We start from the raw sequence: 26784 nt of genomic DNA on the forward strand, positions 1-26784 counted from the left end.
GATCCTTCGTTGCTCTCAGGATGACAAAAGTGAAGGGTTAATAAGCTAAATTTGGACTTAACCACCGCTCTACTTCTTCAATCGGCATATTTTTTCTGATGGCGTAATCTTCAATCTGGTCTTTGGTAATTTTTCCCAATCCAAAATATCTTGAATCTGGATGTGCGAAGTAAAAACCACTTACCGCAGCTGTTGGATACATGGCATAACTTTCTGTTAAGTGTAATCCTATTTTGTTCTCTGCATCAAGCAATTGGAATAAAGTTCCTTTTTCGGTGTGCTCAGGGCATGCAGGATAACCTGGTGCCGGCCGGATACCTGCGTATTCTTCTTTAATCAGTTCCTGGTTACTTAGATTTTCATCCTGAGCATAACCCCAATACTCTTTACGTACACGCTCATGCATGCGCTCGGCAAAGGCTTCTGCCAAACGATCGGCCAATGCTTTGGCCATAATACTGTTGTAATCATCGTAATTGGACTCAAACTCATTCACCAATTCATCAATCCCAATACCTGCAGTTACAGCAAAACCACCAAAATAGTCCTGAATACCGCTTTCTTTCGGTGCAATAAAATCAGATAAAGCATAGTAAGGCTGCCCATCTACTTTTTCGGCCTGTTGGCGAAGAGTGTGAATAGTGACAAGTCTGGAGTCCTGAGCCTTAAGTCCTGAGTCAATAGTCGGACTTCCGACTTCGGACTCCGAACTTGGGACTTCTAAAATAATATCGTCTCCTACTGCATTCGCTGGCCAGAAACCGATTACAGCTCTTGCTGTTAATAATTTTTCGTCGAGGATGCGTTTTAACAAAACCTGTGCATCATCAAACAGTTTCTTCGCTTCATCGCCTACATTTTTATCGTCGAAAATTTTCGGATAACTTCCGCGGAGTTCCCAGGTATGGAAAAACGGTGTCCAATCGATATACGGAACGAGTTCTTCTAAGGGATAGTTATCGAAAACCCTGGTACCTGTAAATTCCGGGACAGGCAAGTTTGGCTGAAAATCAATCTTAAATTTGTTTCTACGTGCTTCTTCCAAAGTTTTAAAGCGTTTATCTGAACGTTTGTTCAAATGAGCTTCACGTGCTTTATCATATTCAGCTCTGATTCCAGCTATATATTCATCTCTGGTTTCGGGGTTCATCAAAGTACTGCAAACGGTAACACTTCTGGAAGCATCTAACACATGGATAGCAGGGCCCGAATAATTTGGGGCTACTTTTACCGCCGCATGGATACGTGAGGTAGTTGCCCCACCGATAATTAACGGAATGGTAAACCCTTCGCGCTCCATTTCTTTAGCAAAGTGAACCATTTCATCCAATGATGGCGTGATCAATCCACTCAAACCAATAATATCAGCATTAATTTCTTTGGCTTTTTTGATGATATCCTGTGCCGGAACCATCACACCCATATCTATAATTTCGAAGTTATTACAAGCCAGTACCACGCCCACAATATTTTTACCAATATCGTGTACGTCTCCTTTCACGGTAGCCATCAATACTTTTCCGGCAGAAGAATTTTGATTCTGATCGGGATTATCCAGTTTCTCCTGCTCAATAAAAGGTAACAGGTAAGCTACGGCTTTTTTCATTACCCGGGCAGATTTTACCACTTGGGGCAAAAACATCTTTCCGGCACCAAAAAGGTCACCAACAATATTCATCCCATCCATTAACGGTCCTTCGATTACCTGAATCGGGCGGGCATATTTTTGTCTGGCTTCTTCCACATCATCATCCAGGTATTCTACAATTCCCTTCACTAAAGAATGAGATAGCCTTTCTTCAACAGAACCTTTTCTCCACTCTTCATCTTTAACTACCTCTTTACCTTTTGATTTTACAGTATCTGCATATTCTACCAATCGCTCCGTGGCATCTTCTCTTCTGTTTAAAAGTACATCCTCCACTCTTTCCAATAATTCTGGAGGAATTTCCTGATAAACCTCTAACATCCCTGCATTTACAATGCCCATATCTAAGCCGGCCTGAATGGCATGATACAGGAAGGCTGAGTGCATGGCTTCGCGCACCACATTATTTCCCCTGAAAGAGAACGAAATATTAGAGACCCCACCACTCACTTTAGCATGAGGTAGGTTTTCTTTAATCCAGCGGGTAGCATTAATAAAATCGACCGCGTAATTGTTGTGCTCCTCCAGTCCGGTGGCCACAGTTAAAATATTCGGGTCGAAAATAATATCTTCTGCCGGGAAGCCGATTTCGTTTACCAGGATATCGTAACTTCTTTTACAGATTTCTTTTCTCCGTTCGTAATTATCGGCCTGTCCCTGCTCATCAAAAGCCATTACCACTACGGCAGCACCATATTGCATAATTTTACGGGCACTTTCGCGGAATTTATCTTCACCCTCTTTTAAGGAAATGGAGTTTACAATTCCTTTTCCCTGTAGGCATTTTAAGCCATTTTCAATTACAGACCATTTAGATGAATCGACCATGATCGGCAATTTGGCGATATCTGGCTCGGAGGCAATGAGGTTTAAGAATTTTGTCATGGCTGCTTCTGAATCCAACATCCCTTCATCCATGTTCACATCAATTACCTGTGCACCACCTTCAACCTGTTGCAGGGCAACGGCTAATGCGGCTTCGTAATCGCCACCCAAAATCAGTTTGGAGAATTTTGGAGATCCGGTAATATTGGTCCGCTCGCCAATGTTTACAAAAATACTTTCGGGTGTAATGGTTACCGGTTCTAACCCACTTAAACGCATGTATGGCGGAAGCTCAGGTAATTTTCGGGGTTCGGCTTTTCGTGCATTTTTAGCTATACAGCCAATATGTTCAGGTGTAGTACCACAACAGCCCCCAACAATATTCACAAAACCTGAGGCAATAAAATCATCAACCAGATGGGCCGTTTCGTGTGGTTGCTCATCATAAGCACCAAATTCGTTCGGTAAACCTGCGTTTGGATAAGCAGAAACATAACAACCTGCTTTTGTGGCCAACTCCTCGATATGCGGGCGCATTTCTTTTGCACCCAAAGCACAGTTAAAACCAATACTTAATGGTTTTGCATGCATTACCGAATTTAAGAAAGCTTCGGCAGTTTGTCCGGAAAGTGTTCGTCCGGAAGCATCGGTAATGGTCCCAGAAATCATAATCTCCAGTTTACGACCTATTACCTCTTCATATTTTTTAATGGCCACTATAGCCACCTTGGCATTTAAGGTGTCGAAAATGGTTTCAATCAACAATACATCAGAACCACCATCTACCAATCCACGTACCTGCTCGTAATAAGCTTCTTCCAACTCATCGAAATAAACTGCCCTAAAACCAGGGTCGTTTACATTTGGCGACATGGAAAGGGTACGGTTGGTTGGGCCAATAGCACCGGCAACAAAACATTTACGATCAGGATTTGCAGCCATAAATTCATTTACAGCCTCCTTTGCCACCCGCGCACCTTCGAAACTCATTTCATACGAAAGATCTTCCATTTGATAATCGGCCATAGAAATGCGCTGTGTACTGAAAGTATTGGTTTCGATAATATCGGCACCAGCTGCCAGGTACTCCAGGTGTATTGTTTTGATAATATCCGGGCGCGTGATGTTAAGCAAATCGTTATTGCCTTTTACATCACAAGGATGGTTTTTAAATCGCTCCCCTCTAAAATCTTCTTCACTTAAGTTATATCGCTGAATCATGGTACCCATCGCGCCATCAATCACCAAAATACGTTTTTCTAATTCTTCTCTTATACCCATTTGTTGTTGTAAGATTTGAGATATGAGATATGAGATATGAGAGGGAATAAGACACAATGTCTCAAATCTCAAATCTATGGTCTCAAGTCTCTAAAAGGCTTATCTAAAAAGTTGGTACGTGAATCGTAATCCTAAACTTATCTTTTTCTGCTATTTGCAGAATAGAATTTAGCACCTTGTAGGTTACAGGTTGCTAAGACTTCGTTGGGTCCAATCCCTCCGTCTTTCTTAATAAGCATACAAAAATGCAACAAAGCGGCATCATTTCCAAAAATTATCGCCTTGCTGCCAAATAAAATTACAAAGGCCACGCAAAACTGCGCAGCCTTAAGAATATTGTTCTGTTAGTGATTACTTTCTGCTTCCGAAAATACGAAGTAAGAAAAGGAATATGTTTAAGAAATCTAAGTATAAAGACAATGCAGCTACAATAGCCATTTTTTTACTTTCAACCTGAAGAACCTGTTCGCCGCTTGCCTCAATTCCTTCGCCAATTCTTTTGATTTTTTGCACATCATAGGCTGTTAATGCTGTAAATATTGCAATACCAATGAATGCCATAAATAAACTAAACTGTTCGCTTTGAATAAACATGTTAATTACACTGGCAATTACTAAACCAATAACCCCAACCATTAGAATTGGTCCAAATTTGCTTAGATCGATATTGGTTGTGTAGCCCATAAATGCCATAATTCCAAATATTCCGGCAGCGCCTGCAAAACAGCTCACGATTGAACCTGAGGTATAAGTTAACAAGATAAAACTTAAACTCACTCCAGTTAGTACTGAATAGAGAACGAAAACGCCAATTAATGCAGGTAATGATAATCTACTTAAACCAAATCCCATTAAAAGAACTAATCCCAGCGGTGCAAACATCGCTATGTAGCCAAAAATTGACATGCTCACTTTTCCAGTTGCAGGATTAATATTTAAAAGGTATTGCATCAATTGCTCATTAGTTCCAAATAAATAGGCGGCTACGGTTGATAAACTTAACGCCACAAACATCCATAAGAAAACGTTGGCAAAGAATTTTTTAGAAACAGATCGTTCCTGAACGAAAACACTGTTGTCTTGATATTGATAATTTTGTTGTTCCATTTTTTAATTTGTTTTAGCAATTATTTTTTAAATGAAGAAAATCCCTCGAAACTTAAATCTTCATCTATTTTTTCCCAATGTATACCAAAAGGAGAAATATTATAATCTTCTCTCTCTTCAGCACTAGCATTCAATAGTTTCGGAAACCAGCTTAATGGGTGGCTTTTACTTTCACCTGTTGATGTTCTAACGAAGATGTGGTTATTTTCAAACCACACTTTTATTTTATTTTCCATGATATTCATACCATTTTGCAATGATAATTTCTTTATTTTCTTCTATCAAAGATTGTGCAAGATTAACATCTTTATTCTTTAATCCTTTATTACTGACAAGTTTTACCTCTTCTTCTTCAAATTTGCCTCTCCATCTGCATTTCTGACATGAACATGTATTGGTAAATGCTCATTGGAGTAGAAAAAGAAACGAAGTCCAAAAATTATAAATAATGTAGGCATCTCAGTTTAAAAATAAACATTTAGTTCAATCTTTTTGTCAGTTGTTCTTCAACTTTTTTAAAGAACTGTAATGGTTTCAATGTGCGCCAAGGCAGATTATCAAAAGCGCCACCAAAGTTAATGTAATAATCAATGTTGTTATCGCGAAACTCAGTGATGACGTGTTCCTGAAAATTCACCCCAACAATCCAGCCATCTTCTACTTCCTGAAACCATTCTTCGTAATAACTATCATCAGAGGCATGAAAATTAAGTACGTTTTCACCGATCAGGATAAATTTATTAATGCCTTCATCCATCATCAACTCTAAAATATCGCGCTTCATCAGCATAATGTCGTTGTTAATGGCATCATTCCACTCGCCGATAAATTCGATAATGGCATAACTGCGGTCATAATCAGCATATAACACCTTCATGTATAACGTATTCGAACCAAACTCATCCCATTGTGGGTGCAGTAAAAAATTGTAAATCTGCTTATCGAAGTAAAGTTCTGAATATTCGGTATTGTAAAATGGCGAACGCTCATCTTCTGCCGAAATATAATCATCTCTCCACTGGTAATAAGGCTCAATTTCGTGCATAATTTTCTAATTATTGAATGAGCGAGTTTTTGAATGCGTGAATGTTAAGGTCATTTCTACATCACATCAATTTTCATTCCCTCATTCTATCCTTTTCTCATTTCTTAATGTCCTGCTTCAACAGCTTTTCGCACACTTCCATAACGGTTTAACAATTGGGCAGCTTCATCGTAGCCAATATTCAGTTCGTCGGCCACCATTTGCGTGCCACGATCTACCAGTTTATGATTCGTTAACTGCATGTCGACCATTTTATTGCCCACTACACGCCCCAGCTGAACCATAACCGTGGTACTCAACATATTTAATACCATTTTTTGCGCCGTACCAGATTTCATGCGGGTTGAGCCGGTAATAAACTCAGGTCCAACCACCACTTCAACCGGAAAATCAGATGCTGCAGCAACAGGCCCACCGGCATTACAAACAATGCAGCCCGTTAAAACACCATGTTTACGTGCCATGTTTAATCCACCAATTACATAAGGCGTAGTACCTGAGGCGGCGAGGCCAACCAAACAATCTTTTTCATTAATTTTAAATTCCTGAAGATCTTTCCAGGCTTGTTCGGCATTATCTTCAGCAAATTCTACTGCTCTTCTAATGGCAGTATCTCCGCCAGCAATAATTCCCACAACCCAATCAAACGGCACACCATAAGTTGGCGGGCATTCTGAAGCATCTACCACACCTAAACGACCGCTGGTGCCTGCACCTATATAAAAGAGTCGACCACCTTTTTTCATCCGCTCGGCCACTGCCGATGTTAATTTTTCGATTTGAGGCAAAGATTTTTCAACCGCAAATGCTACAGTTTTATCTTCGTTATTAATGCCCTGCAAAACCTCTAATACCGACATCTGATCGATGTGGTTATAATTAGATTCTTGCTCGGTAACTCTATTCATAAATTTAATTTTGATAAAATTCGGTAAATTCTTTCTAAAAACTAGGCTAAAAATTCAAAAATATCTGTGTTAATTTTTACCATTTACCTTATGGCGTTAATTAATGTTAAATATTATAAACAAAAGACATGAAAATGCGGTTAAAAAATATATCAACCCGCTAATTTTCATAAATTTGCATTAACGCCAATGAAAAAAAATACCAAAAACAACATACTCATCGCTTTAAGCTATTCTGTAATCTTAATAGCTGGGATGTTTTTGGGCATAAAATTCATTAAGGATCAAGGCTTTGGCGTTAAAAAAAGTCCTCAGCTGGCTCAAAATAGCGACGAAAAATTAAACGAAATCTTACACATCATCAATGGTAATTATGTTGATGATATCAATACCGATTCGCTTCAAAACTTACCTATAGATAGTGTTTTGCACCAGCTTGATCCACATAGTGTTTACCTGCCGCCAACTGATGCACAGGATATGACTGATAACCTGGAGGGAAATTTTGAAGGTGTAGGCATAGAATATTATATGCTTAACGATACCATGATGGTTACTGGCGTGGTTAAGGATGGGCCGGCTTACCAAGCGGGAATTAAATTAGGCGATAAGATATTGAGTATTGATACTGCAGTAGTAAGTGGACGAAACCTACCTAAAGATCAACTTAGCGGCCGTTTTAAAGGCAAATCTGGAACTGGTGTAAGCGTAGTGCTTTTGCACCCGGGAGCGCCACAGAGCAACCGTATTATGGTTACCCGTGGTAAAGTAAACATCAGCAGTATTGACGCAGCCTACATGATTAACAATGAAACCGGCTATGTGCGGATCAGTAAATTTGGCGCCAATACGGATAATGATTTCGCTGCTGCAGCCAACAACCTGAAAGCAAAGGGCATGAAAAAACTGATTCTAGATCTGCGCGATAACGGAGGTGGTTATTTTACAGCAGCCACCGGCCTGGCTGATCAGTTTTTGGGCGAGAACAAACTCATCGTGTATACCCAGGGCAAGCATGAGCCACGTACCGATTATTTTTCTACCGGTACCGGATCCTTTCAAAATGGTAAGCTGGCTGTACTGATTAATGAAAATACAGCCTCGGCCAGCGAAATTGTAGCTGGGGCCATCCAGGATTTAGGCCGTGGGATTATTGTTGGCCGCCGCTCTTTTGGTAAAGGTTTGGTACAAGAGCAATTTGCCTTTGGCGATGGCTCTGCATTGAATTTAACCATCGCTAGATATTATACACCATCCGGCAGAAGTATCCAGAAATCGTACAAAAAAGGTTATGATGCCTATAAACATGAACTAGATGAACGGATGACGGATGGAGAACTTACAGGAGACCATACTTCTTTCCAGGATTCTATTGAGAAAACTGAAGGTGTAAATATCCAACCGAATAAAAAAGTTAAGCCAATTGGCGGTATCCAACCAGATATATTTGTGAAATTGGATACCAATGGCTACAATAAGTTTTATAGTAATTTAGTCAGTAAGAAAATACTTTCTGATTATGTATTTAATGTACTTACCAATAAGTACAGTGCCAGTTTTGTAGAACAGAACATCAATATCTTTACCATAAACGATAATGACTTTAAGGACTTTATAGGGTTTCTTCAACGCAAAAATGTAGCGATAGATCGTTTTCAATTGTATAATTCGAAAAATGTGATCTTAAATGATCTTAAAGCTTTACTTTGTCGCTATTATCTGGGCGATGTAGGCTACTACAAGGCCGCCAACCAAACCGACAATGCGGTGAGGCAAGCACTCCTTAACCTTCAATAGCCATATTTTATATGTTTAGGAAGCAAATTCAATTTGCATTTTTGAAATTATATTTCACTCAATAATACAAAACAATATAATATTCTAATTTAAAAACAATTTTTAATACTATATTTTGTTTAAGTAAATTTGCCTGCAAATCATATCTTTTATGGAAGCGAGCAGATTAGCAGCAAAAGACCAACAAGTTTTGGAAGCTCTTTTGGAAAAGGTTAAGGAACAAACCAATTTATTTTTAGGTTATCCGGTAGCTAAAGATTTTGATTACCAGGCACTTTCTGACTTTTTAAAATACCCGATGAATAACCTTGGTGATCCTTTTGTTACCTCGACCTATGGTGTCGGATCTCGAGAACTGGAAAAAGAAGTAGTACAATTTTTTGCTGAACTTTTTCGCGCACCAGCTGATAATTGGTGGGGTTATGTTACCAATGGTGGCTCAGAGGGCAATCTTTATGGCTTATACCTCGGCCGCGAATTACATCCGAAAGGCATGGTTTATTACTCGGAAGCTACACATTACAGTGTGCAAAAAAACCTGCATTTACTGAATATGCCAAATATCGTTATCCGTACCCAGGAAAACGGAGAAATCGATTATGAAGATCTGGAGTATACCATTCGGATGAACCGCCACATGCCTGTTATTATTATGGCTAATATTGGCACTACCATGACCGAAGCACGTGATGATGTGGCTAAAATTAAAGCCATCTTGAAAAAACTGGCTATCCAACATTATTATATCCATGCTGATGCGGCACTTTCTGGCACCTACAGCGCGCTCATTGAACCAAGACCAGCATTCGATTTTGAAGATGGCGCAGACAGCATCGCCATTAGCGGCCATAAATTTTTAGGCTCCCCCATGCCTTGTGGGGTGGTAGTCGCAAAAAAATCGAACCGAGATAGAATTGCCCGTTCGGTAGCTTATATTGGCAGTGTTGATACGACCATTACAGGATCGAGAAATGGCCATAGCCCCTTGTTTTTATGGTATACTATTAAACATTTAGGCATATCAGGTTTAAAGAGCAGGGCTGTTCACAGCTTAGCAACCGCAGCTTATACTGAGCAAAAACTTAAAGCACTAGGAATTGCTGCCTGGCGAAATGAAAATGCCATTACCGTAAACTTCCCCACCCCATCTGCAAGGATCTGTAAAAAATGGCAACTGGCAGCAGAGCAGGGAAATTCGCATATCATCTGCATGCCAAATGTAACGCAATCGCATATCGACCTTCTGATTACCGACCTTAAAGCTGAAACGGTATTGCAAGATTGACCCCTATACAAACATTTCAAATCAACCGGTGTTTAATGATGACCATAGACATAAACAGATTTAAATGAAAATAATCATTGTAGGCGCAACAGGCACACTGGGCAAAAAAGTAGCTGAAGCATTTGCATCAAAACACGAGATCATCCGTGTAGGAAATACTAAAGGCGATGTTCAGGTAGACATTACCAATGAAACATCGATCAAAAATATGTTTGAGCAGATCGGTGCTTTCGATGCCTTGATCAGCACAAGCGGAAAAGGTCCTTTTGCACCTGTAAATCAGCTAACGGGCGAGGTATTTAAAAGTGGCTTGCTGGATAAATTATTGGGACAGGTTAATCTGGTGCTTATTGGTCAGCATTACATTAACAAAGGCGGATCGTTTACATTAACATCGGGTATATTGGCCGAAAATCCTGTTGCTGCTGGTTCAGCATTGAGTACCATAAATGGAGGTTTAAATGCATTTGTTTTGGCATCTGCTCCGGAACTTGGAAACGGGATCCGTATAAATGCTGTAAGCCCTAACGTAGTTGAAGATTCTCCTGCTTATTTCGAGTCTTTCCCTGGAGAAATTCCCGTTACTATGGAGAAGGTGGTTAAAGCCTATGAAAAAAGTGTATTGGGTATTTTAACGGGCCAGGTCATTAAAGTTTATTAAAAAGATTCGGCGATTTGAGAAAGTCCAGCACATCATGATTTAATCAAAGCTTATCGTAAAATTTCACTTATTCAAAACCCAAAGTTTTATATTAGTCGATATAACAAAACGAATATGATAGAAACAGAACGCCTCATTTTAAAACCCTTAACACACGATCAGCTTTTAAAATACATTAAAGATGATCATTCTTTAGAAAAAGAGTTTGGCCTTCTACCAACTAAGAAAAACATCTCGCCTTCACTTCAAGAGGCATTGGAACAAACTATTTTACCAAACGTTTTTGACAAAGATAAAGATTACCTATATCATACCTTATGGACGATTATATCCAAACCGGACAATAGAATGGTAGGAGATATTTGTTTTGTTGGTGAGCCTGACCAGAATGGCGAAATCGAGATAGGTTATGGCACTTATAAAGAATTCAGAGGCAAAGGCTTTATGACTGAAGCGGTGGGCCGGTTAATAGAGTGGGCAAGGGAACAGCCCAAAGTAAAATCAATTTTTGCAGCTACTACAAAAGATAATGTGGCCTCTTATTCTATTTTAGAAAAAAATAACTTTATCCATATTGGAGAAGTTGATGATATGTTAAGCTGGAAAATTGAATTGAAGTAATGTTGTAGGGGCAGATTAATTTTGCCACGGAAAACACGGAAAACCATGCAATAGGATAAGATTTACTGAAAGGACAGATAGCCAATATAGAAATCATGCTCTTATGATCGTTATCCTGAAAGGTTAGTTTTAGAAAAAGCAAAAGAGGGGTGATGCAGGCCAGTCGAAATGATGACTGATTTTCTAAACCTATCCTCTAGCCTTCGTCTCGCTAAGATATTGATGATTTATCGCAGAATAATTTCGTTACGAACCACCTTGATGAACCTTTGCAATACTCTACAGCACGATCTCAAACAAACTTAACCTGATTCCTTCATAGTGTTTCGGCAGTCCATCAGTTTTTTCCATACTTACTACCCCAACATAATCAAAACCACAACCCGTGTAATATTTGAGCAGTTTTTCATTATCAGCCCAGGTATCCATTCTGATAAATTTAATGTTATTCTTTGCGGCGTAATCCTTCGCCCATTTTATAATTTCCTTCACGAAAGAATGGCCGCGAAATTCGGGATGGGTTACAATCCTATGGATATAAATTGCATCCTGATCACGCGCACCCCAAATTAAAGGATCGTTAAATGTAACGGCAAATACACAGGCCACTACCCCATCTACAAGAATTTTATATTGGCGGTTTTCATCGATCTCGGTTTGTACCATTTCCCTACTAAAGCCTTGCCAGTGTTTGTTAAACACTTTCTTTTGATGGGCGATTGCGAGATCATAAAATCCAAAAATGATATCGATATCAGCTGCCTGGCTATTCAAAACTTGTAACTGCATGCAGCAAAGGTAAGGGTATTTAATAAATATTGTCATTTCGAGCGGAGCTCAGCGAAGTCGAGAACCCGAAGGCTCAGCGAAGCTAAATCTGCCTCGAGATAGATCTCTCCGTTTCGCTGCACTTCAGTCGAGATGACGCCGTACTGTTATTAACTAAAAATAAAAACAGGACTGCTTCTTTAAGAAACAACCCTGTCTAAATAATATTATTTTAGGCCTTACGCCCTCCACCTTTAAACCTTCTACCTCCTCAACCCTATTTCTGTCTGAAATAAATCTGGATCGGGGCACCGGAAAAATCGAAGTTTTCCCTTAGTTTATTTTCGATGAAACGTTTATACGGATCTTTAATGTACTGTGGCAAGTTGCAGAAAAATGCAAACATTGGCGAAGTAGCGTTAATCTGCGTGATGTATTTAATCTTGATATGTTTCCCTTTCAAAGCCGGTGGCGGGAATTTCTCGATCAGCGGCAACATTACATCATTCAATTTAGATGTAGGGATTTTCTTGCTACGGTTTTTATAAACTTCTAAAGCTGCTTCAATTGCTTTAAAAATACGCTGTTTATTTAATACAGAGGTAAAAATGATCGGCACATCCGTAAATGGACGGATCCGCTCGTGAATCTGCTCTTCAAAAGCTTTCATCGTTTGCGTGTTTTTTTCGATCAAATCCCATTTGTTGATCAGAATTACGATACCTTTTTTGTTCTTCTCGGCCAAATGGAAAATATTGATATCCTGACTTTCAATTCCTTCTACGGCATCAATCATTAATACCACCACATCAGCCTCTTCTAAAGCTTTAATGGTACGCATTACCGAATAAAACTCTAAGTTTTCTTTAACCTTGGTTTTTTTACGTAATCCGGCAGTATCGATCAGCATAAACTCATGACCGAATTGATTATAATGGATTTTAATTGAATCGCGGGTTGTACCTGCATTTGCAGTCACAATATTACGCTCTTTACCAATTAGTGCATTAACCAAAGAAGATTTACCCACATTCGGACGACCTGCAATGGTAATCTTAGGTAACTGATTTTCTTCTTCCGGAATATCTTCGAAATTTTTAACAACCTCATCCAATAACTCTCCTGTTCCAGAACCAGTCATTGATGATAATGCATATACCTCGCCCAATCCGAAACCATAAAAAGTATGGATTTCGTTATACAAAGCAGTATTATCTACTTTATTTGCACAAACATAAACGGGTTTATTACTTCTGCGCAGTACCTGGGCAATATCATCATCTAAATCGGTAATGCCTGTTGTTACATCCACCATAAAGATTAAAACACTGGCCTCTTCGATGGCAATCATTACCTGCTCGCGGATGGCAGCTTCGTAAACATCTTCTGAGTTGGCTACATAACCACCAGTATCGATTACTGTAAATTGTCTGTCTGTCCACTCGCCCACTCCATAGTGCCTATCGCGGGTTACACCGCTGACATCGTCTACAATTGCCTTACGGCTTTCTGTTAATCTATTAAAAAGTGTGCTTTTGCCTACGTTTGGCCTGCCTACGATGGCTATAATGTTACTCATGGGTGTTCTTTTGATAGTTAATGGCTTATAGTTAATGGTCGTGGTGTTTTAAGCAAGCTGCTCAAACGATTTGGCTATCAGCCATTGACTATCAACTACTAACCGATTTATTTCGGGCTGCAAAGGTACGGTTAATTATCGTAACCAAAGCTTTTTAAGTAATTCTTTTTACTTCTCCAGTCGGGAATTACTTTTACAAACATTTCCAGAAAAACCTTGCTGTCTAAAAATTTTTCGATTTCTAAGCGTGCTTCTGTCCCTACCTTTTTCAACATGTTTCCGCCGGTACCAATTAAAATGTTTTTTTGTGAATCTCTTTCAACTACAATTTCTGCAGTAATTCGGATCATGGAACCTTTGCCATTTTTCATTTCCTCTTCTTTAAAACTCTTTACAATTACCTCGGTACTGTAAGGGATTTCTTTCTGATAGTTGAGGAAGATTTTTTCGCGGATCATCTCCGAAACAAAGAAACGTTCTGAACGATCTGTTAGATCTTCTTTGTCATAATATGGCGGATGTTCTGGCAACATTTCGAGCACACGATCCAATAATCCGTCTACATTGTGCTTATGTAAAGCCGAAATGGCGTAAATAGCAACAGGATTTAACTTTTCCTGCCAGTAGGCAATCTTTTCATCAACCTGCTCCTGCAATGCTTTATCAATTTTATTGATGAGCACAATAGTTGGGATATTGCGGTTCAGGATTTTTTCCAGAACGTCATCTTCATCGTATTCTTCGTTAATATCTGTTACAAATAAAAGTACGTCGGCATCAGTTAAAGACCCATTAACAAAGCTCATCATACTCTCTTGCAAGCTATACTTTGGCTTAATTATACCTGGTGTATCAGAGAAAACGATCTGATATTCTTCTTCATTTACAATACCTAAAATGCGATGCCTTGTAGTTTGTGCCTTAGGAGTGATAATGCTAAGTCGCTCGCCTACAAGCACATTCATGAGGGTAGATTTACCTACATTTGGTTTACCTATTATACTAACAAAACCTGCTTTATGCGCCATTAAAATATTTTTAAAAAAAAATTTGCAGCACAAAGAAACGAATTATATCTTTGCATTCCAATTCGGAAACAGAGTTAAGGATTTAATTCACTAAAAAACGAGGTGTATATAGAGTGCGGGGTGGAGCAGTTGGTAGCTCGTCGGGCTCATAACCCGAAGGTCGCACGTTCGAGTCGTGTCCCCGCTACCAATTCAGTTGGTAGTTCTCAGTTGGCAATTTTAATTGCACACTGAAAATTGGAAATTTAAAAACTGAAAAATGGCCCGTTCGTCTAGGGGTGAGGACGCCAGATTTTCATTCTGGAAACAGGGGTTCGATTCCCCTACGGGCTACGAAGCCGCTTCTTTCCGAAGCGGCTTTTTTATTTTCTTCTGTAAGCGTAGATTTATTTTGGATAGCTGGAAAAGCTAGTGAAGGGGGGATTGCGATCAACCAGTCTGCTTTAAATTAAGAAAGAAGTTTACCTGACGTCTTTCAGGTTCACCTTTAATTGCTCACCATTTTCTTTAATGGTAACCACGGTTTCTATATTTGCATTAGCTCCCGTAGAGGCACTGGCTGTGTTATAGACAGGTGAAGAAGAAAGTACCGCACCGCTAGGATGCATTAAATAAGAAGTGCCTGCGTAATAACTGTAAGTATAGGAATGTGTATAGCCGAAGGAGGTCATTAAGAGATATTCTCCCGGCATCAAGTTCGTAAATTCGAAGTGACCCTGATTATCGTACACTTTGGTGGTCTTAATACATGCGGACACATTCGGATCAATAGGCACTTCAGGCAGTTTTTTACCTTTCTTTATTTTCTTGTTCACTTCTTTCCACTCTTGAATATAGGGAGAATTAAGAAGGATGGATACTACAGTTCCCTTTGGCGGATACTGAGCTTTATTGATGTTGACGATTGCAATGCCTCTTGAGGAATGATCTCTCGCGAACGCTGTACCGAGGATCACACTATTTCCTTTTTCTACCTTGGCCAGTGCCTCCTCCTTATTGAATTTGTTTTTGATAGGTTGATAGTCCAGTTCATCGTTTACACAAATTTCCCACATACCTTTGCCCATAGACATTTCCCGTTGCCAGATAGCATGGTTTTGCTTATCAATTACATAATTATAAATGGCACCCGAACTTTCTTCCAGTACAGTTACCAGCCAGCACTCATGATTGCCCGTTTTAGGTGAGCGGTGCACATAGCTTTTTACTTCTTTAATGGTATAATAGGTTATTACTTTGTCTGATTTACCATCATAATAAAATTCTGGTACTCTGGCCGTGTAACCCGTTTTGAGTGGAAGGGTTGTGAAAAGATGTTCAGACAGGTTATAATCTACATATTTCTCTTTTGGACTAAAACTTACGGATTGATCTTTTCTATTGTCGAAATAATCAAGTTTACCGTTTACCGTTGCGCCGAAAGTTAACTTAAACGTATTTTTTGGGCCTTCAAACTGGTAAGAAATTGGTGCCATCGTTTTCCCATCAGCCACTGATATTGTTTTTTTATACCATTTATTCGCTTCATCCTTGTAATCAGCAACCAGTTTAATTTCGCTGCCTGATACCGAAAGCTCATGGGTAAATGATCCTTTTTTAGTCCACGAGGTATCTTTAACATAATAAATGATATATAAGGATTTGCCCGGAATTAATTTGGAGGTGTTGACCTCTCCGCTTCCCGGAAATACGAGTTTCTGAGCATACACATTAACCGAAAATAAAACAGAGAGCATAAAATAAAACGGAAGTTTCATAGACTTATAATAAAGTGAAAATAAGTTTTTCTCAAAAATAATATTTAATCAATTGTTTACCAAAAATTTAGCCAGATCCATGACATATTCTTAAAGGAATTTAAAAAACAGCCTGCCTTGATTGCTGCCTCATATTTACAAGAAATGTAATATTGATGCGCGTGGTACCAGACAGTTATTTTATTTGAAGAAAATCGCTGACTTTAGCTCTTCCAACGGAGTTAATTTGCGCTTATAATTTATTTAATAAGCTCAAAGGGTTGTTAATAAATCTTATTTGCTTTTGAAAAGCTCGCCCGGGCATTACTCATTTCTTTGGCCGCCTGAATTATGCGATCATTAATATTCAGTCGTTTATCTGTTAGGCTGTATAATATTTCTGTCGCTTTTTGTGCATTGGCTTTGTCATTACTTGCTATGTCCATCAAAAGCTTTGCCTCCATTATATCTATATCTTTAAGTGTTAGAAATAATTTATAATAATTTAAATTGGCATTTTTAAAAGATTCAGCTTCAGGTACGTTATTGATATCCATTTCTCCAATCTTATTGCACAGCTCTTGCATGAGCGCCCTTTGCTCCTTGGCTATTTTAAGTGCGGCTTCAGGTTTTTTTCCCTGTATAGCCCTTAAACGCATACCCTCCAGACTATCAGCTACTAATATTTTGAAAGCTTGTTTTTCTATGTAATCTGTTTCATTTCTAAATTTTACAGCATTTTGCGATCTGCACGAAGCAAATAACAAAACGAGTGATATGGCTATTAAATTATTCATAAATATTTAACCGTATTAATAAATATATACAATTATATTATTTAAAAATGGCTATTTATCATGGATATATATATTCTACATCATTTTTATAAGTACCCCTATAGGCCTAGAATAATCTATAAAAAGATAGCTGCTTAAAATGAGAAAGTACACTAAAGCCTCATCAATCGTCATTGTTTTCTCTAGTTTAATTTCAGGAGGGCTTATGCCTTCTAGACAAGAGAGATATAGATCCAGATATTACCAGCCAACTTTTATATCATTATAAGTTTGCGCAACCACACAATAACTGTATCCAAGTATTGCTAACAGTACTAAAAAACAATTGCGGATAAGCTTCATAAACATATTAAGATAGAAAATCCACTGCATATACCTTTAGAAATAGAAATTTGCTTTTTCTTGGAATCTTATTCGCGAACGATCAGAGGCATGCAACAATATGCTACATGCCTCTGGAGGTAATATCTGGCATTTTTTATTGCTTAATACAACAAAATGTACTGCCGCCTAAAACTGGTGAAAGGTTGTAATACTTTTTGCAGGAAGCGTATACGTAAATGCATTACCTGAAACAGCGACTGATCCTATTGAAGACATGTTTTCATTACTTGATGTACGATGAATATTCAACGAAGCAACACCACTAACATTAGCTACCGAAAAAGACTGGCTTACGGCAGAAGTGCCTGTATTAACAGCCACAATTACCAATCCACCTCCCCGATAGGCTGTTAAATAAATGTTAGGGGTAGGATTATAAGTACAGGCAATTCTTTGTTTTCCTGGTCTTATCCATTTGGCAAACTGGCCGCCGGTGTAGCCGGCTTTGTAAATTGTACCACTTTGATTAACCAGGTTAACGCTTGCATCATTGTCATTAACCCACCAAAAGTAGTAAGCACTAAACTGGTTGTTCATACAATCATTAATGTTTTTAGCTAAAACTAAACAGTTATCCATATTGTCGCGGCTATTTTCAACATAGTATTCTGTCATCCAAATGCGTTTTCCTTTATTAAGTGCATTTTGGTGCACATAATTACCACCACCGTAAAGATGCCCGGAAACATAAGAAATTTTAGCCACAGCGGTTGCATCGTTCAGTGTTGGGTCAGTATAGGTATCGTTAAAATTAATAGCATCAGCACAAACAATGGGTTTGCCAATATTTGATCCGCCAGCTTTAATAATATCACGGATCTGAGATCCATCCAAATTGCCATCTTCTGAAGAGCCATCAGGCTCATTTTTTATAGATACAAAATCACAGTTTATGGCTGAAGCGGCGCTACCCAGCCAATTGCAGAAATTAACATACTGGCTAGATGGAATGGTATTTCCTGACCGGTAAGCGGTAGGTATTTTCCAGGGGCAGCCTAATACTTTAGCGCCCCGGGCATGTGCCGCAGCAGCATTGTTCGTTTCATCTGTCCATGCATTATTCTGGTCGAAACGAACCCTTAACAAAGAAAAGCCCAGTGTATTATAAAGTGCATCATTTTTGGCTGTAGTAAGCGTACCACACCACGCACTGGAAAAGCCTAGTCCATCAATGGTTTGATAATAGGTATTGCCATCAATAGATGCCGCCCCATTTAACTGTGGTTCAATATTTTCTTCAATCTGCTGTTTTTCTTTATTTTCTTCAATTTGCTGTTTTTCTTTTGCACAGCCTTGTAGTAAAAATAGCGTAATAGCAATAACACAAATTTTAAATTTCATGATTGTTTGTTTTAGGTTTTTTAAAGATAGATAGTCACTAATTTTGAAAAATTTTAAAGATTACTTACTTGAATGCCCCTCCTTTCTTTTAGTGTTCGGAATTTGTTGCATACGAAATGTTCTGCCAGATATTCTTCCTTGGCTATCATTGGAAAATATGTATGTGAATCCGTAATCATTCATAATCCTTTTTATTTACAATTACCAGCCAGTTAAAAGTTTTGGCTAAAACATCTTCGATTAAGCTTATACAAAAATTCATTAACGATACAACTGTAAATACTTCCTTTTATTTTGTTATAACTCTATAAAACTGCGATACCAAATATCATTTTATACAAATCATAAAGGCAAATTCAAATCATTGTATAATTACACCACCTCTAAAGCAAATACATTTTCGGCATTTCTCACACATATAGGTCTAAATACTCATTTATCCAAATACGATATCTTAAAAAACTACAAAAACAACTATTTTATCATACTTATATTTAAAATAAATACTATATTTTTCTTCGCTGCGAAACTCAAACAATTAAACTTAAAGCATACATACCTTGATTGACAGAAATAATTTCAGATATTTAAAATCATTAAAAAAGCGGATTTAAAGCATTAAAAAACCGAATAATCTATTGGTTAGCAGTTCAAATGTATTGGTTTATAATTCCAACGTAGGGCAATTTTTATTAAATTAGCAGTTCAAATGTTCAAAAATCATTAACTCAAATTATCAGCGCTTAAACAAATTAAAAACACATAAGATAGCATAACCTATATTATTAATTATACAAAAATTGATTCACCCATATAAACCAGCTTGTTCAATGCAATCGTTATTATAACTAAGGCTTAAACCTGAAATACTTTGCAGGAGATGTGAAATCAAAATTATTTCCGATGATTCATTTCTTTATTTCCCTTTTGCAAAACCAATAAAAAATCAGCCAAGGCAAAAATAATTAACTAAAAATCAGGCAGATAATTTAATAATTTAATAAAATTTCGTTAAGCCCTTTTGAAAAGCAAAAATATTATATACCTTTGCACTCCTTCAAACGGAGTATTGAAGTAACATAGAGTGCGGGGTGGAGCAGTTGGTAGCTCGTCGGGCTCATAACCCGAAGGTCGCACGTTCGAGTCGTGTCCCCGCTACCAATTCAGTTGGTAGTTCTCAGTTGGCAGTTTACTGCAAATTGAAAACTGGAAATTAAAATACTGAAATGGCCCGTTCGTCTAGGGGTGAGGACGCCAGATTTTCATTCTGGAAACAGGGGTTCGATTCCCCTACGGGCTACAAAATCACATCGAATGATGTTAAAACCTGCAAATCAAACATTTGCAGGTTTTTTTTATTGATATCAAAACTTAATAAAAAAGTTGGTAATTCAGCGCGTATCGTTACAGAAAATCTTTAAAGGAAGCACCTATTCCGCACTTTAATCGAAGATTTTATTTATTCATGGAGATAATATAAACAGTATCCCTCACGTCAGTCATTCCAATCTTCCATTCTTTATTTGATACATATTAGGTTCATCATCTATCTTAGGCTATCAATGCCAAAACCGTATTAGTGATCAAATCACAGATATCCTGCTTAAACCGATCAATCAAAATTTCCGACAGGCCAGCCTGTTTAAGCAATTCCATTTTCAGTTCGTCTTTTTGCCCCGCTAACAGATCAGCAAAATCAGATTTGCTTATTGATCCTGCAGCTAGTTCCGTTATCCAGCCTTCAAGATCAGTCTGCATTTGATTAACCATCACATACCCATCAGACGTTGCCGCAGCAGCATATTCCCTGAGGTCCTTTTCTGCCATGCCTGCAATGCCTTGTTTCAGTATTTCCCAAATATTGCTAAAATCGATAATCATTATTTTAATTTTTAACGTTTAATCTTTCTAATTTCCAGATCGGCAATCTGGTCGAACGAAAAGGCTATCTGTTGCTTTTTATCAGTGATATAGGCCGGACTACACTTCCTATCGTTCTGCCACCTTACAAGGAAACCACCGAGCAAATTCGCTTTTGGATCGTTTAGCAAGGCATACATATTATTCGTTATGTCATTATGCAGCCGGTGTTTATTATATTCTATAGCTTTATTAATGTCTGATTGTAAAGCTTTTACTTCTGCGGCATGGCTAGCATAATCGGTTGTGGCTTCATCCATCAAGCTTAGAGCATCTACCTTGAGAGATGTAATCTGCTTATAGGCAAACCGGTCGAAATTTGAAATAACCGGACTGCACGCTGTACTGATTAAAATACTTGCCAGCAAGCAATAAGCTATTTTTTTCATACCTGTTATTAAATATTGGTGATAAGCGCCAATGCATTTAATGCTGCTTTACCTCCGTTAAAAAGATCCTGATCAACCTGCCCGGGCACGCCTGTCACCTCCCCGGCGCCCGAATATTGCCAAAAAGTATATTCTTGCCATGAACCAAATAACCCCGGAGGTTTAGACTGATAGGAAGGCACCCACAATGGGTAATTGGGAAGAGTGACGCCGTTAAAGTATTCTGACCAGAACGATTTTGCGGTATAAATCATCGGGGTGCGACCCGTTGCAGCTGAAAGCTGGCTAAGGCAATCCTGAATCAACTGCACACAGGCATCCTTATTATACAAAATGTACTGGTTCATTGCCTGGCTTTGCGCATCATTTGACCCTACCTGCCACTCAATATCCAACACCGGTGGCAAAGTGCCCGGGGCAGCAAAATCAATCCCGCAAGATAAAAAGTTCTGCATCTGAACAGCAGCGGAATCCTGAAAAGTTAAAAAATGGTAGGCGCCAAATATCAGTTTCTGTTGCCTGATGGTTGCCATATTAGGAGATAACGTTTGGTCTTTAAAACCAGCACCCTGACTGGCTTTGCAATAAACGAACTGAATATGTGGTGATAACTGATCCCAGTTGATATTGCTGTTAAAATGGCTGATATCCATACCCTGTGGCACCAGATTATCCAACACGCCCCATGTAGCAGGACCCGCAATGCCGTCGGCACTTAATTGATGATCCGTTTGAAATTGACTGACGGCTGCCTGAGTACCCGGACCAAAGTTACCATCAATGGCCAATGAATAGTTAAGAAAAGAGAGTGCTCTTTGCAGCATAAAAACCTCGCTGCCTGCAGAGCCGATTGAAAGTGTTTGCATATTCTAAGATTAAGTTTGATAAATATTTCAATGGCAATAGGTATAAAGTTATCCGTAAAAGTTATTGTTTCCGATATTTGTGTTCGTTGGCAAAGGTTGTGTAGTTGTGGGTACCTGATACGGAGTTATAATGGATTTGGCCACAGGCCTGACCTCAGGAGGATTGGTTTTCTGTGCAGCCTCAGGATCATTTTCTTTTGACCGGATCGCCACAAATGTGGCGCTACTGATGCCCATTAGTGTCAATAACGTATCACTCAACTCCGGCAAAATGCATCCCGTTTTAATTTCCCCTATTTTATAAATGTAAATGGCAACACCCACCAATGTCCATACTACATGCTGAAAACGATGAATACTGATACCTGAATCATCTGATAATATATCGGTAAAAAAGCCTCTCGACGGAGTATTCTGGTGCCTTGGTCGCTGATCTTTTAATTCCCGTTTATCTATGATTTTTGATGTGACTGCGGTACCGGAAAAAATTCCCAAAAGCACCAGTGCAGTCTTATTAATATCAGTTTCAGCACAATCTCCTTTAAATAGTGATAAGTAAATATAGGATGATGATATCACCATTGTCCAAACACCCAGTTGTACTTTGGACAGACTGAAAGGATATTCTCGGCTTAATGTCTTACCTAGTTTAATTTCCAGCTGTTTATGGTTACTGTGGAATTCCTCATTGTTAGTAATTTCTTCTCTCAAGAGCGACGTCCACGCCGCTAAACAAAAAAATATGATTAGCGTAACCACAATGAAGCAGCCCGAAATCAGCATCGGGTAAATCATAACATTTAGCGGGGAACAAATCGGGCCCATAAGATTGATTGATAAATTAAAAGAAATATAAATAATTAATCAGCTTGTTTACATTTTCGTACATATTGCTGTATCCAAAATCCTGTCTACTACAGATAAACTTAAGAAACTACGATTAAAAGGATCCCAAGCCCATTCTGCTCACAATAACCTGCTTGTCCGGCATTGTCAACTGAATACTGCTGCATTTGTGCTTTCGCCGCTATACTGAAACCTATTCCCACTACATATTTGGATAATTTCACGTCGCTTCCCTGAACCGCATAATATCCTACTTTAGTAACGTCTTTTAAGATACGGTTCAGAAAAGGCTTGGTCTTGGTAGCGCTTTCCACTTTCATTTCAATAGCGTAATACTCCTGATTGTGACCAATCCCTATGTCAAGACGTGATTTGTCCCATGGTGAAGGGTAAGGTAGTTCACGGGCACCACTATATCCCTGGTTCGCATCTCTAAGCGCCAGAATCAATTCAGTCTGAAGCCAAATTTCCCAACCCGCACCTGTACTGATCGCATTAACGGTTTGCGGCGCTTTTAATTTAAAAAAATTTAATAATTCATCTGCTGTCATAAGTTTGCATTTTAAGTTATAGTTAATCAGTCGCTAATTTCCATCGGATTTGACGCTGATGAACCAAGCAACGACGACCCGGATGTCCCGGAAGTAAGGTCTATGGGATTTAATACGGATGAACCAGGCAAAGGCGACCCAAAAAGACCAGAGGAATTAAATGACCCAGACAAGCCAAACTGTGCAGTTGGAGAAGAAGGTAAAGCAGAATTTGCCCAATCTGGCTGAACCAAAGTGTAAAAAAGCTGCGCCCAAATTTCCACCTCGCCATTTGTTGTTATGTAAATACTGCGTAAGTCGGTGTATTTTTTCAGATAGTTTTGAGCTTCAGGCGCAAAGTTTAATGCCACAACGGCTGTTTGACAATACCTATTCTCGTCATTTATATTATCCTGATTAAGTTTTTTCTGATCTTCATTTACACCTGTGACTAAAGAATAGATTGCTGAGTAGAGTGGTTGGTTCGAGACACTTAATGGATCAACCTGTTGGGGATCCCCTATAGAATTAACAAGCGGTCCCGCGGAGAGACATTTTAACTCTACTGCAATTCGGTATCTCGGATCTGCAGTATTACCATTAATCAACCAATCAACCGCAGGCTGTTTTGAACTTCTATTTCCTTTCGAATTTAACCTCATTTTGTAAATTTCCGCTTCCCGGAGGATATCCACATCCGGGTATTTTGAGTGCATATATGCTGCAAAATCAATTTGAACCCAAGCCTCCCAACTACCTCTCAAGGGCCAACACTGTTTGATGTAATCGCTTCTTTCTTCACACCAGTCCTTCAAATACTTTAAAAAAGTTTGATAATCTATTTCCATAACTTTCCGAATTAGTTTCCGGCGTTTTGCTGCGCTGGATTGTTTATAATACTTTCGGCATTTTGTACACTTTGCTGGGCAGCCAACATGGCCGCATCAACATTGGTATTTACCGTATTCATCGCTTGCTGAATAGGATTAATTAACGGCGGTGACACCGGTATAACAGCTGTTGCAGCTTGAGGCTGCGCCTGGTCATTAACCATTTGCAAACTACTTGCGGCAAGTGCCTGGAAGCTACTATCAACCTGCGATTGCATCGCCTGTATAGCCTGTTGTTGAATGGTGGCAATCTGCGATTTAAGATCGCTGATTTGTTGCTGCATGACCTGATAAGGCGACATTGATGACGCCGCTGCAGGCTGATTATCGGGCACAACGGGTGTGCCCCCTGTATTAGGAGAATCGCTTTGCTGTTGCATAGTAATGTTTTTTTAAGTGATTGGAATGAGGGCAGTACCTGTTTATGGCACCGCCCTCTTGAACCATTTCCGTTCCTTTTGGATCCGGTGTAAAGACGGCTTAAGAGCCGAAGATCTGTTTAGTGCCTACGGCATCAGATGCGGTATCAATTGAATACAGCATGGTTACACCCATAGTAGTAGCTGCCTGCGCGGTAATGTTACTTTGCTGTTGACTGCTGGTTGCATTGTGTGCTGCATTAGCCAATGCTTGTGCAGTAGCCTGGTACAAGTTGCCCATTGCAATTGCAGGAGCATCACCCAATACTTTGGTGTTTGCCTGGGTTACAGAGTCGGTGATCTGATCGTTTACTGAAGTTGGAAAAGCCATGATAAGTTGGTTTTAAAGATTAATAGATAATTTTTGTTTAATTAAAATCCCTTCGCTTTGCCGGGAGTATAGATTTGTTTGGTACCCACTGCATCCGAAGCGGTGTCGATTGAATACAAAGTGGTTACACCCATTGTAGTTGCCGCCTGGGCCGTAATATTACTTTGCTGCTGACTGGTGGTTGCATTGTGTGCTGCATTGGCCAAAGCCTGCGAGCTAGCCTGGAAAAAATTGCCCATCGCTATTGCTGCTGCATCGCCCAATACCTTGGTGTTGGCCTGAGTCACCGAATCGGTGATCTGACTGTTTACTGCTGTTGGAAAAGCCATTGTTATTTAGTTTGAGGTGAACATTAGGTTTATTGATAAATCATATTGGTACCCACGGCGTCTGACGAAGTATCAATGGAGTACAGGGTTGTTACCGCCGAGGTGGTAGAGGCCTGCGAAGTAACATTGGTTTGCTGCTGCGTATGGGTTGCGTTGTGAGCCGCATTGGATAGTGCTTGGGAGGTAGCCATAAAAAGGTTACCCATTGCCATTGCCGGCGCATCGCCCAGTACCTTAGTGTTTACTTCAGATACTGAATCGGTAATTTGACTGTTTACTGCTGTTGGAAAAGCCATAACGGTTTAGATTTAGGATTAATAATTTAATTATTGATAAATTTTATTGGTACCTACCGCATCTGATGCGGTATCTATCGAATACAGGGTGGTAATGCCCGATGTGGTAGCGGCCTGGGCCGTAATGTTGGTTTGCTGCTGACTGGTGGTTGCATTGTGTGCTGCATTAGCCAGTGCCTGTGAGGTAGCCATAAAAAGGTTACCCATTGCCATTGCCGGCGAATCACCCAATACCTTGGTGTTAACCTGTGATACGGAGTCGGTGATCTGGTCGTTTACTGCTGTTGGAAAAGCCATAACGGTTTAAGATTTAGGGTTAAAGTTTAATTATTGATAAATTTTATTGGTACCTACTGCATCTGATGAAGTGTCTATCGAATACAAGGTGGTAATACCTGATGTAGTGGCAGCCTGAGCCGTAATGTTGGTTTGCTGTTGCGAATAGGTAGCATTGTGTGCCGCGTTTGCCAATGCTTGTGAGGTAGCCATAAACAGGTTACCCATTGCCATCGCCGGCGAATCACCCAATACTTTGGTATTTACCTGTGATACAGAGTCGGTGATCTGGTCGTTTACTGAAGTTGGAAAAGCCATTGTTGTTTGAATTTAAATTGTGAATTAATGTTGAATTAGTTGTTAAGCGAATATTTTGGAAGTCCCCACCGCATCAGATGCTGTATCTATAGAATACAGCGTGGTTACCCCCATTGTAGTTGCCGCCTGCGCCGTAATGTTAGTTTGCTGCTGGCTAGTGGTTGCATTATGGGCTGCGTTAGACAAGGCTTGTGCGGTTGCCTGAAAAAGATTAGCCATCGCGCTTGCCGGCGCCACGCCCAATACTTGTGTGTTTGCCTGGGTCACCGAATCGGTGATCTGGCTGTTTACTGCTGTTGGAAAAGCCATAGTTGTTGTTTTTTAGAGTTTATAATAATTAAATTTTAATAGAATATATAAGTGCCACACCCTGGGCGGTTACTGCCTGCCCTAAAATATTGGCCTGCTGCTGCGCTATTGTAGCATTATGAGCTGCATTAGCCAATGCCTGGGCCGTTGCCTGATATAGATTGCCTATAGCGATAGACGGCGCATTTCCAATAACTTCAAGACTTGATTCGGTAATTGAATCGGTAATCTGACTATTTACTGTTTCTGCCATT

At 39.3% G+C, this 26784-nt stretch carries 30 protein-coding genes, 4 tRNA genes and 1 riboswitch; of the genes, 8 read left to right on the forward strand and 26 right to left on the reverse strand.

Annotation, left to right across the window (positions count from 1 at the left end):
• Window positions 1-37 precede the first annotated feature (37 nt).
• The 6 genes from metH to murQ form a co-directional block, all read right to left on the reverse strand.
• The gene (gene metH / locus OQX63_RS14010; RefSeq protein ID WP_265851485.1) at window positions 38-3754 is read right to left on the reverse strand and encodes a methionine synthase; all 3717 of its coding nucleotides are present in this window, start codon (window positions 3752-3754) and stop codon (window positions 38-40) included.
• A 134-nt stretch (window positions 3755-3888) separates the two neighbouring features.
• Window positions 3889-3992: riboswitch (SAM riboswitch) on the reverse strand.
• Between the two features lie 113 nt (window positions 3993-4105).
• A complete protein-coding gene (locus tag OQX63_RS14015; RefSeq protein ID WP_265851486.1) occupies window positions 4106-4861 on the reverse strand; it encodes a Bax inhibitor-1/YccA family protein in 756 nt (251 codons plus the stop codon).
• Between the two features lie 20 nt (window positions 4862-4881).
• Entirely contained in the window at window positions 4882-5097 is a 216-nt protein-coding gene (locus OQX63_RS14020) for a DUF2442 domain-containing protein (protein ID WP_265851487.1), read from the reverse strand.
• Between the two features lie 102 nt (window positions 5098-5199).
• Window positions 5200-5319, reverse strand: coding sequence for a DUF4160 domain-containing protein (locus tag OQX63_RS23470; protein ID WP_416276533.1), 120 nt, complete (start codon window positions 5317-5319; stop codon window positions 5200-5202).
• A gap of 20 nt (window positions 5320-5339) precedes the next feature.
• Complete coding sequence (locus OQX63_RS14025) at window positions 5340-5906, reverse strand: hypothetical protein (RefSeq protein ID WP_265851488.1); 567 nt, start codon at window positions 5904-5906, stop codon at window positions 5340-5342.
• A 104-nt stretch (window positions 5907-6010) separates the two neighbouring features.
• Complete coding sequence (gene murQ, locus OQX63_RS14030) at window positions 6011-6814, reverse strand: N-acetylmuramic acid 6-phosphate etherase (RefSeq protein WP_265851489.1); 804 nt, start codon at window positions 6812-6814, stop codon at window positions 6011-6013.
• A 189-nt stretch (window positions 6815-7003) separates the two neighbouring features.
• On the opposite strand from murQ, the gene OQX63_RS14035 reads away from it, so the two are divergent.
• From OQX63_RS14035 to OQX63_RS14050, 4 genes are all read left to right on the forward strand, one after another.
• Window positions 7004-8611 carry a S41 family peptidase gene (locus OQX63_RS14035; RefSeq protein WP_265851490.1) on the forward strand — a complete coding sequence of 536 codons (1608 nt, stop codon included), beginning with the start codon at window positions 7004-7006 and terminating at the stop codon, window positions 8609-8611.
• Window positions 8612-8762: 151 nt separating this feature from the next.
• Window positions 8763-9896, forward strand: a complete 1134-nt coding sequence (locus OQX63_RS14040; protein WP_265851491.1) for a histidine decarboxylase — start codon at window positions 8763-8765, stop codon at window positions 9894-9896.
• A 64-nt stretch (window positions 9897-9960) separates the two neighbouring features.
• A complete protein-coding gene (locus OQX63_RS14045) occupies window positions 9961-10557 on the forward strand; it encodes a short chain dehydrogenase (RefSeq protein ID WP_265851492.1) in 597 nt (198 codons plus the stop codon).
• A 114-nt stretch (window positions 10558-10671) separates the two neighbouring features.
• Window positions 10672-11178, forward strand: coding sequence for a GNAT family N-acetyltransferase (locus OQX63_RS14050; protein ID WP_265851493.1), 507 nt, complete (start codon window positions 10672-10674; stop codon window positions 11176-11178).
• A 279-nt stretch (window positions 11179-11457) separates the two neighbouring features.
• Here OQX63_RS14050 and OQX63_RS14055 read toward each other — a convergent pair whose 3' ends face one another.
• The 3 genes from OQX63_RS14055 to era all read right to left on the reverse strand — a co-directional run bounded on the left by OQX63_RS14055 (window position 11458) and on the right by era (window position 14553).
• Complete coding sequence (locus tag OQX63_RS14055; RefSeq protein WP_265851494.1) at window positions 11458-11967, reverse strand: GNAT family N-acetyltransferase; 510 nt, start codon at window positions 11965-11967, stop codon at window positions 11458-11460.
• Between the two features lie 256 nt (window positions 11968-12223).
• Complete coding sequence (gene der, locus OQX63_RS14060) at window positions 12224-13525, reverse strand: ribosome biogenesis GTPase Der (protein ID WP_265851495.1); 1302 nt, start codon at window positions 13523-13525, stop codon at window positions 12224-12226.
• Between the two features lie 131 nt (window positions 13526-13656).
• Entirely contained in the window at window positions 13657-14553 is an 897-nt protein-coding gene (gene era / locus OQX63_RS14065; RefSeq protein WP_265851496.1) for a GTPase Era, read from the reverse strand.
• A 114-nt stretch (window positions 14554-14667) separates the two neighbouring features.
• Between era and OQX63_RS14070 the strand changes: the two genes are divergently transcribed.
• Window positions 14668-14743 (forward strand) — tRNA-Met (locus tag OQX63_RS14070).
• Between the two features lie 71 nt (window positions 14744-14814).
• Window positions 14815-14886: transfer RNA gene (locus OQX63_RS14075), tRNA-Glu, on the forward strand.
• 128 nt (window positions 14887-15014) lie between these two features.
• Here OQX63_RS14075 and OQX63_RS14080 read toward each other — a convergent pair.
• The 3 genes from OQX63_RS14080 to OQX63_RS14090 all read right to left on the reverse strand — a co-directional run bounded on the left by OQX63_RS14080 (window position 15015) and on the right by OQX63_RS14090 (window position 18811).
• Complete coding sequence (locus tag OQX63_RS14080) at window positions 15015-16310, reverse strand: hypothetical protein (protein WP_265851497.1); 1296 nt, start codon at window positions 16308-16310, stop codon at window positions 15015-15017.
• Window positions 16311-16573: 263 nt separating this feature from the next.
• Window positions 16574-17086 carry a hypothetical protein gene (locus OQX63_RS14085; protein ID WP_265851498.1) on the reverse strand — a complete coding sequence of 171 codons (513 nt, stop codon included), beginning with the start codon at window positions 17084-17086 and terminating at the stop codon, window positions 16574-16576.
• A 510-nt stretch (window positions 17087-17596) separates the two neighbouring features.
• A complete protein-coding gene (locus OQX63_RS14090) occupies window positions 17597-18811 on the reverse strand; it encodes a glycoside hydrolase family 30 beta sandwich domain-containing protein (protein ID WP_265851499.1) in 1215 nt (404 codons plus the stop codon).
• Window positions 18812-19896: 1085 nt separating this feature from the next.
• On the opposite strand from OQX63_RS14090, the gene OQX63_RS14095 reads away from it, so the two are divergent.
• Both OQX63_RS14095 and OQX63_RS14100 read left to right on the forward strand, forming a co-directional pair.
• Window positions 19897-19972 (forward strand) — tRNA-Met (locus OQX63_RS14095).
• A gap of 67 nt (window positions 19973-20039) precedes the next feature.
• Window positions 20040-20111, forward strand: a tRNA-Glu gene (locus OQX63_RS14100).
• Window positions 20112-20362: 251 nt separating this feature from the next.
• Here OQX63_RS14100 and OQX63_RS14105 read toward each other — a convergent pair.
• The 14 genes from OQX63_RS14105 to OQX63_RS14170 form a co-directional block, all read right to left on the reverse strand.
• The gene (locus OQX63_RS14105) at window positions 20363-20692 is read right to left on the reverse strand and encodes a hypothetical protein (RefSeq protein ID WP_265851500.1); all 330 of its coding nucleotides are present in this window, start codon (window positions 20690-20692) and stop codon (window positions 20363-20365) included.
• A gap of 11 nt (window positions 20693-20703) precedes the next feature.
• Window positions 20704-21120, reverse strand: coding sequence for a hypothetical protein (locus tag OQX63_RS14110; RefSeq protein WP_265851501.1), 417 nt, complete (start codon window positions 21118-21120; stop codon window positions 20704-20706).
• A gap of 8 nt (window positions 21121-21128) precedes the next feature.
• Window positions 21129-21986: a GH25 family lysozyme gene (locus tag OQX63_RS14115; protein ID WP_265851502.1), complete on the reverse strand. Its 858-nt coding sequence runs from the start codon at window positions 21984-21986 to the stop codon at window positions 21129-21131.
• 48 nt (window positions 21987-22034) lie between these two features.
• Entirely contained in the window at window positions 22035-22781 is a 747-nt protein-coding gene (locus OQX63_RS14120) for a hypothetical protein (protein WP_265851503.1), read from the reverse strand.
• 131 nt (window positions 22782-22912) lie between these two features.
• Window positions 22913-23383 carry a hypothetical protein gene (locus tag OQX63_RS14125; protein WP_265851504.1) on the reverse strand — a complete coding sequence of 157 codons (471 nt, stop codon included), beginning with the start codon at window positions 23381-23383 and terminating at the stop codon, window positions 22913-22915.
• 26 nt (window positions 23384-23409) lie between these two features.
• Window positions 23410-24210 (reverse strand): hypothetical protein, encoded by an 801-nt coding sequence (locus OQX63_RS14130; RefSeq protein ID WP_265851505.1) that lies wholly within the window; start codon window positions 24208-24210, stop codon window positions 23410-23412.
• Between the two features lie 11 nt (window positions 24211-24221).
• The gene (locus tag OQX63_RS14135; protein WP_265851506.1) at window positions 24222-24632 is read right to left on the reverse strand and encodes a hypothetical protein; all 411 of its coding nucleotides are present in this window, start codon (window positions 24630-24632) and stop codon (window positions 24222-24224) included.
• 100 nt (window positions 24633-24732) lie between these two features.
• Entirely contained in the window at window positions 24733-25002 is a 270-nt protein-coding gene (locus OQX63_RS14140; protein WP_029287502.1) for a RebB family R body protein, read from the reverse strand.
• A gap of 41 nt (window positions 25003-25043) precedes the next feature.
• Window positions 25044-25331: a RebB family R body protein gene (locus tag OQX63_RS14145; RefSeq protein ID WP_265851507.1), complete on the reverse strand. Its 288-nt coding sequence runs from the start codon at window positions 25329-25331 to the stop codon at window positions 25044-25046.
• Window positions 25332-25360: 29 nt separating this feature from the next.
• Entirely contained in the window at window positions 25361-25627 is a 267-nt protein-coding gene (locus OQX63_RS14150) for a RebB family R body protein (protein WP_121284323.1), read from the reverse strand.
• 30 nt (window positions 25628-25657) lie between these two features.
• A complete protein-coding gene (locus OQX63_RS14155; RefSeq protein WP_121284324.1) occupies window positions 25658-25924 on the reverse strand; it encodes a RebB family R body protein in 267 nt (88 codons plus the stop codon).
• Between the two features lie 30 nt (window positions 25925-25954).
• The gene (locus OQX63_RS14160) at window positions 25955-26221 is read right to left on the reverse strand and encodes a RebB family R body protein (protein ID WP_265851508.1); all 267 of its coding nucleotides are present in this window, start codon (window positions 26219-26221) and stop codon (window positions 25955-25957) included.
• 42 nt (window positions 26222-26263) lie between these two features.
• Window positions 26264-26530, reverse strand: coding sequence for a RebB family R body protein (locus tag OQX63_RS14165; protein WP_090502877.1), 267 nt, complete (start codon window positions 26528-26530; stop codon window positions 26264-26266).
• A gap of 28 nt (window positions 26531-26558) precedes the next feature.
• Window positions 26559-26783, reverse strand: coding sequence for a RebB family R body protein (locus OQX63_RS14170; protein ID WP_265851509.1), 225 nt, complete (start codon window positions 26781-26783; stop codon window positions 26559-26561).
• Window position 26784 lies beyond the last annotated feature (1 nt).

The organism is Pedobacter sp. PF22-3, from assembly GCF_026239555.1.
Lineage (GTDB): Bacteria > Bacteroidota > Bacteroidia > Sphingobacteriales > Sphingobacteriaceae > Pedobacter.

What these genes read in the sequence shown, in the direction of transcription:
- OQX63_RS14165 (WP_090502877.1), bottom strand. Translation starts at nt 26,530, where the DNA reads ATGGCTTTTCCAACAGCAGTAAACAGCCAGATCACCGATTCGGTGACC.
- OQX63_RS14020 (WP_265851487.1), bottom strand. Translation starts at nt 5,097, where the DNA reads ATGGAAAATAAAATAAAAGTGTGGTTTGAAAATAACCACATCTTCGTT.
- murQ (WP_265851489.1), bottom strand. Translation starts at nt 6,814, where the DNA reads ATGAATAGAGTTACCGAGCAAGAATCTAATTATAACCACATCGATCAG.
- OQX63_RS14135 (WP_265851506.1), bottom strand. Translation starts at nt 24,632, where the DNA reads ATGCAACAGCAAAGCGATTCTCCTAATACAGGGGGCACACCCGTTGTG.
- OQX63_RS14090 (WP_265851499.1), bottom strand. Translation starts at nt 18,811, where the DNA reads ATGAAATTTAAAATTTGTGTTATTGCTATTACGCTATTTTTACTACAA.
- OQX63_RS14170 (WP_265851509.1), bottom strand. Translation starts at nt 26,783, where the DNA reads ATGGCAGAAACAGTAAATAGTCAGATTACCGATTCAATTACCGAATCA.
- OQX63_RS14160 (WP_265851508.1), bottom strand. Translation starts at nt 26,221, where the DNA reads ATGGCTTTTCCAACTTCAGTAAACGACCAGATCACCGACTCTGTATCA.
- OQX63_RS14140 (WP_029287502.1), bottom strand. Translation starts at nt 25,002, where the DNA reads ATGGCTTTTCCAACTTCAGTAAACGATCAGATCACCGACTCTGTAACC.
- OQX63_RS14110 (WP_265851501.1), bottom strand. Translation starts at nt 21,120, where the DNA reads ATGAAAAAAATAGCTTATTGCTTGCTGGCAAGTATTTTAATCAGTACA.
- OQX63_RS14130 (WP_265851505.1), bottom strand. Translation starts at nt 24,210, where the DNA reads ATGGAAATAGATTATCAAACTTTTTTAAAGTATTTGAAGGACTGGTGT.
- era (WP_265851496.1), bottom strand. Translation starts at nt 14,553, where the DNA reads ATGGCGCATAAAGCAGGTTTTGTTAGTATAATAGGTAAACCAAATGTA.
- OQX63_RS14120 (WP_265851503.1), bottom strand. Translation starts at nt 22,781, where the DNA reads ATGATTTACCCGATGCTGATTTCGGGCTGCTTCATTGTGGTTACGCTA.
- OQX63_RS14015 (WP_265851486.1), bottom strand. Translation starts at nt 4,861, where the DNA reads ATGGAACAACAAAATTATCAATATCAAGACAACAGTGTTTTCGTTCAG.
- OQX63_RS14150 (WP_121284323.1), bottom strand. Translation starts at nt 25,627, where the DNA reads ATGGCTTTTCCAACAGCAGTAAACAGTCAAATTACCGATTCAGTATCT.
- OQX63_RS14085 (WP_265851498.1), bottom strand. Translation starts at nt 17,086, where the DNA reads ATGAATAATTTAATAGCCATATCACTCGTTTTGTTATTTGCTTCGTGC.
- OQX63_RS14045 (WP_265851492.1), top strand. Translation starts at nt 9,961, where the DNA reads ATGAAAATAATCATTGTAGGCGCAACAGGCACACTGGGCAAAAAAGTA.
- metH (WP_265851485.1), bottom strand. Translation starts at nt 3,754, where the DNA reads ATGGGTATAAGAGAAGAATTAGAAAAACGTATTTTGGTGATTGATGGC.
- OQX63_RS23470 (WP_416276533.1), bottom strand. Translation starts at nt 5,319, where the DNA reads ATGCCTACATTATTTATAATTTTTGGACTTCGTTTCTTTTTCTACTCC.
- OQX63_RS14105 (WP_265851500.1), bottom strand. Translation starts at nt 20,692, where the DNA reads ATGATTATCGATTTTAGCAATATTTGGGAAATACTGAAACAAGGCATT.
- OQX63_RS14035 (WP_265851490.1), top strand. Translation starts at nt 7,004, where the DNA reads ATGAAAAAAAATACCAAAAACAACATACTCATCGCTTTAAGCTATTCT.
- OQX63_RS14040 (WP_265851491.1), top strand. Translation starts at nt 8,763, where the DNA reads ATGGAAGCGAGCAGATTAGCAGCAAAAGACCAACAAGTTTTGGAAGCT.
- der (WP_265851495.1), bottom strand. Translation starts at nt 13,525, where the DNA reads ATGAGTAACATTATAGCCATCGTAGGCAGGCCAAACGTAGGCAAAAGC.
- OQX63_RS14080 (WP_265851497.1), bottom strand. Translation starts at nt 16,310, where the DNA reads ATGAAACTTCCGTTTTATTTTATGCTCTCTGTTTTATTTTCGGTTAAT.
- OQX63_RS14145 (WP_265851507.1), bottom strand. Translation starts at nt 25,331, where the DNA reads ATGGCTTTTCCAACAGCAGTAAACAGTCAGATCACCGATTCGGTGACT.
- OQX63_RS14025 (WP_265851488.1), bottom strand. Translation starts at nt 5,906, where the DNA reads ATGCACGAAATTGAGCCTTATTACCAGTGGAGAGATGATTATATTTCG.
- OQX63_RS14125 (WP_265851504.1), bottom strand. Translation starts at nt 23,383, where the DNA reads ATGACAGCAGATGAATTATTAAATTTTTTTAAATTAAAAGCGCCGCAA.
- OQX63_RS14115 (WP_265851502.1), bottom strand. Translation starts at nt 21,986, where the DNA reads ATGCAAACACTTTCAATCGGCTCTGCAGGCAGCGAGGTTTTTATGCTG.
- OQX63_RS14055 (WP_265851494.1), bottom strand. Translation starts at nt 11,967, where the DNA reads ATGCAGTTACAAGTTTTGAATAGCCAGGCAGCTGATATCGATATCATT.
- OQX63_RS14050 (WP_265851493.1), top strand. Translation starts at nt 10,672, where the DNA reads ATGATAGAAACAGAACGCCTCATTTTAAAACCCTTAACACACGATCAG.
- OQX63_RS14155 (WP_121284324.1), bottom strand. Translation starts at nt 25,924, where the DNA reads ATGGCTTTTCCAACAGCAGTAAACGACCAGATCACCGACTCCGTATCA.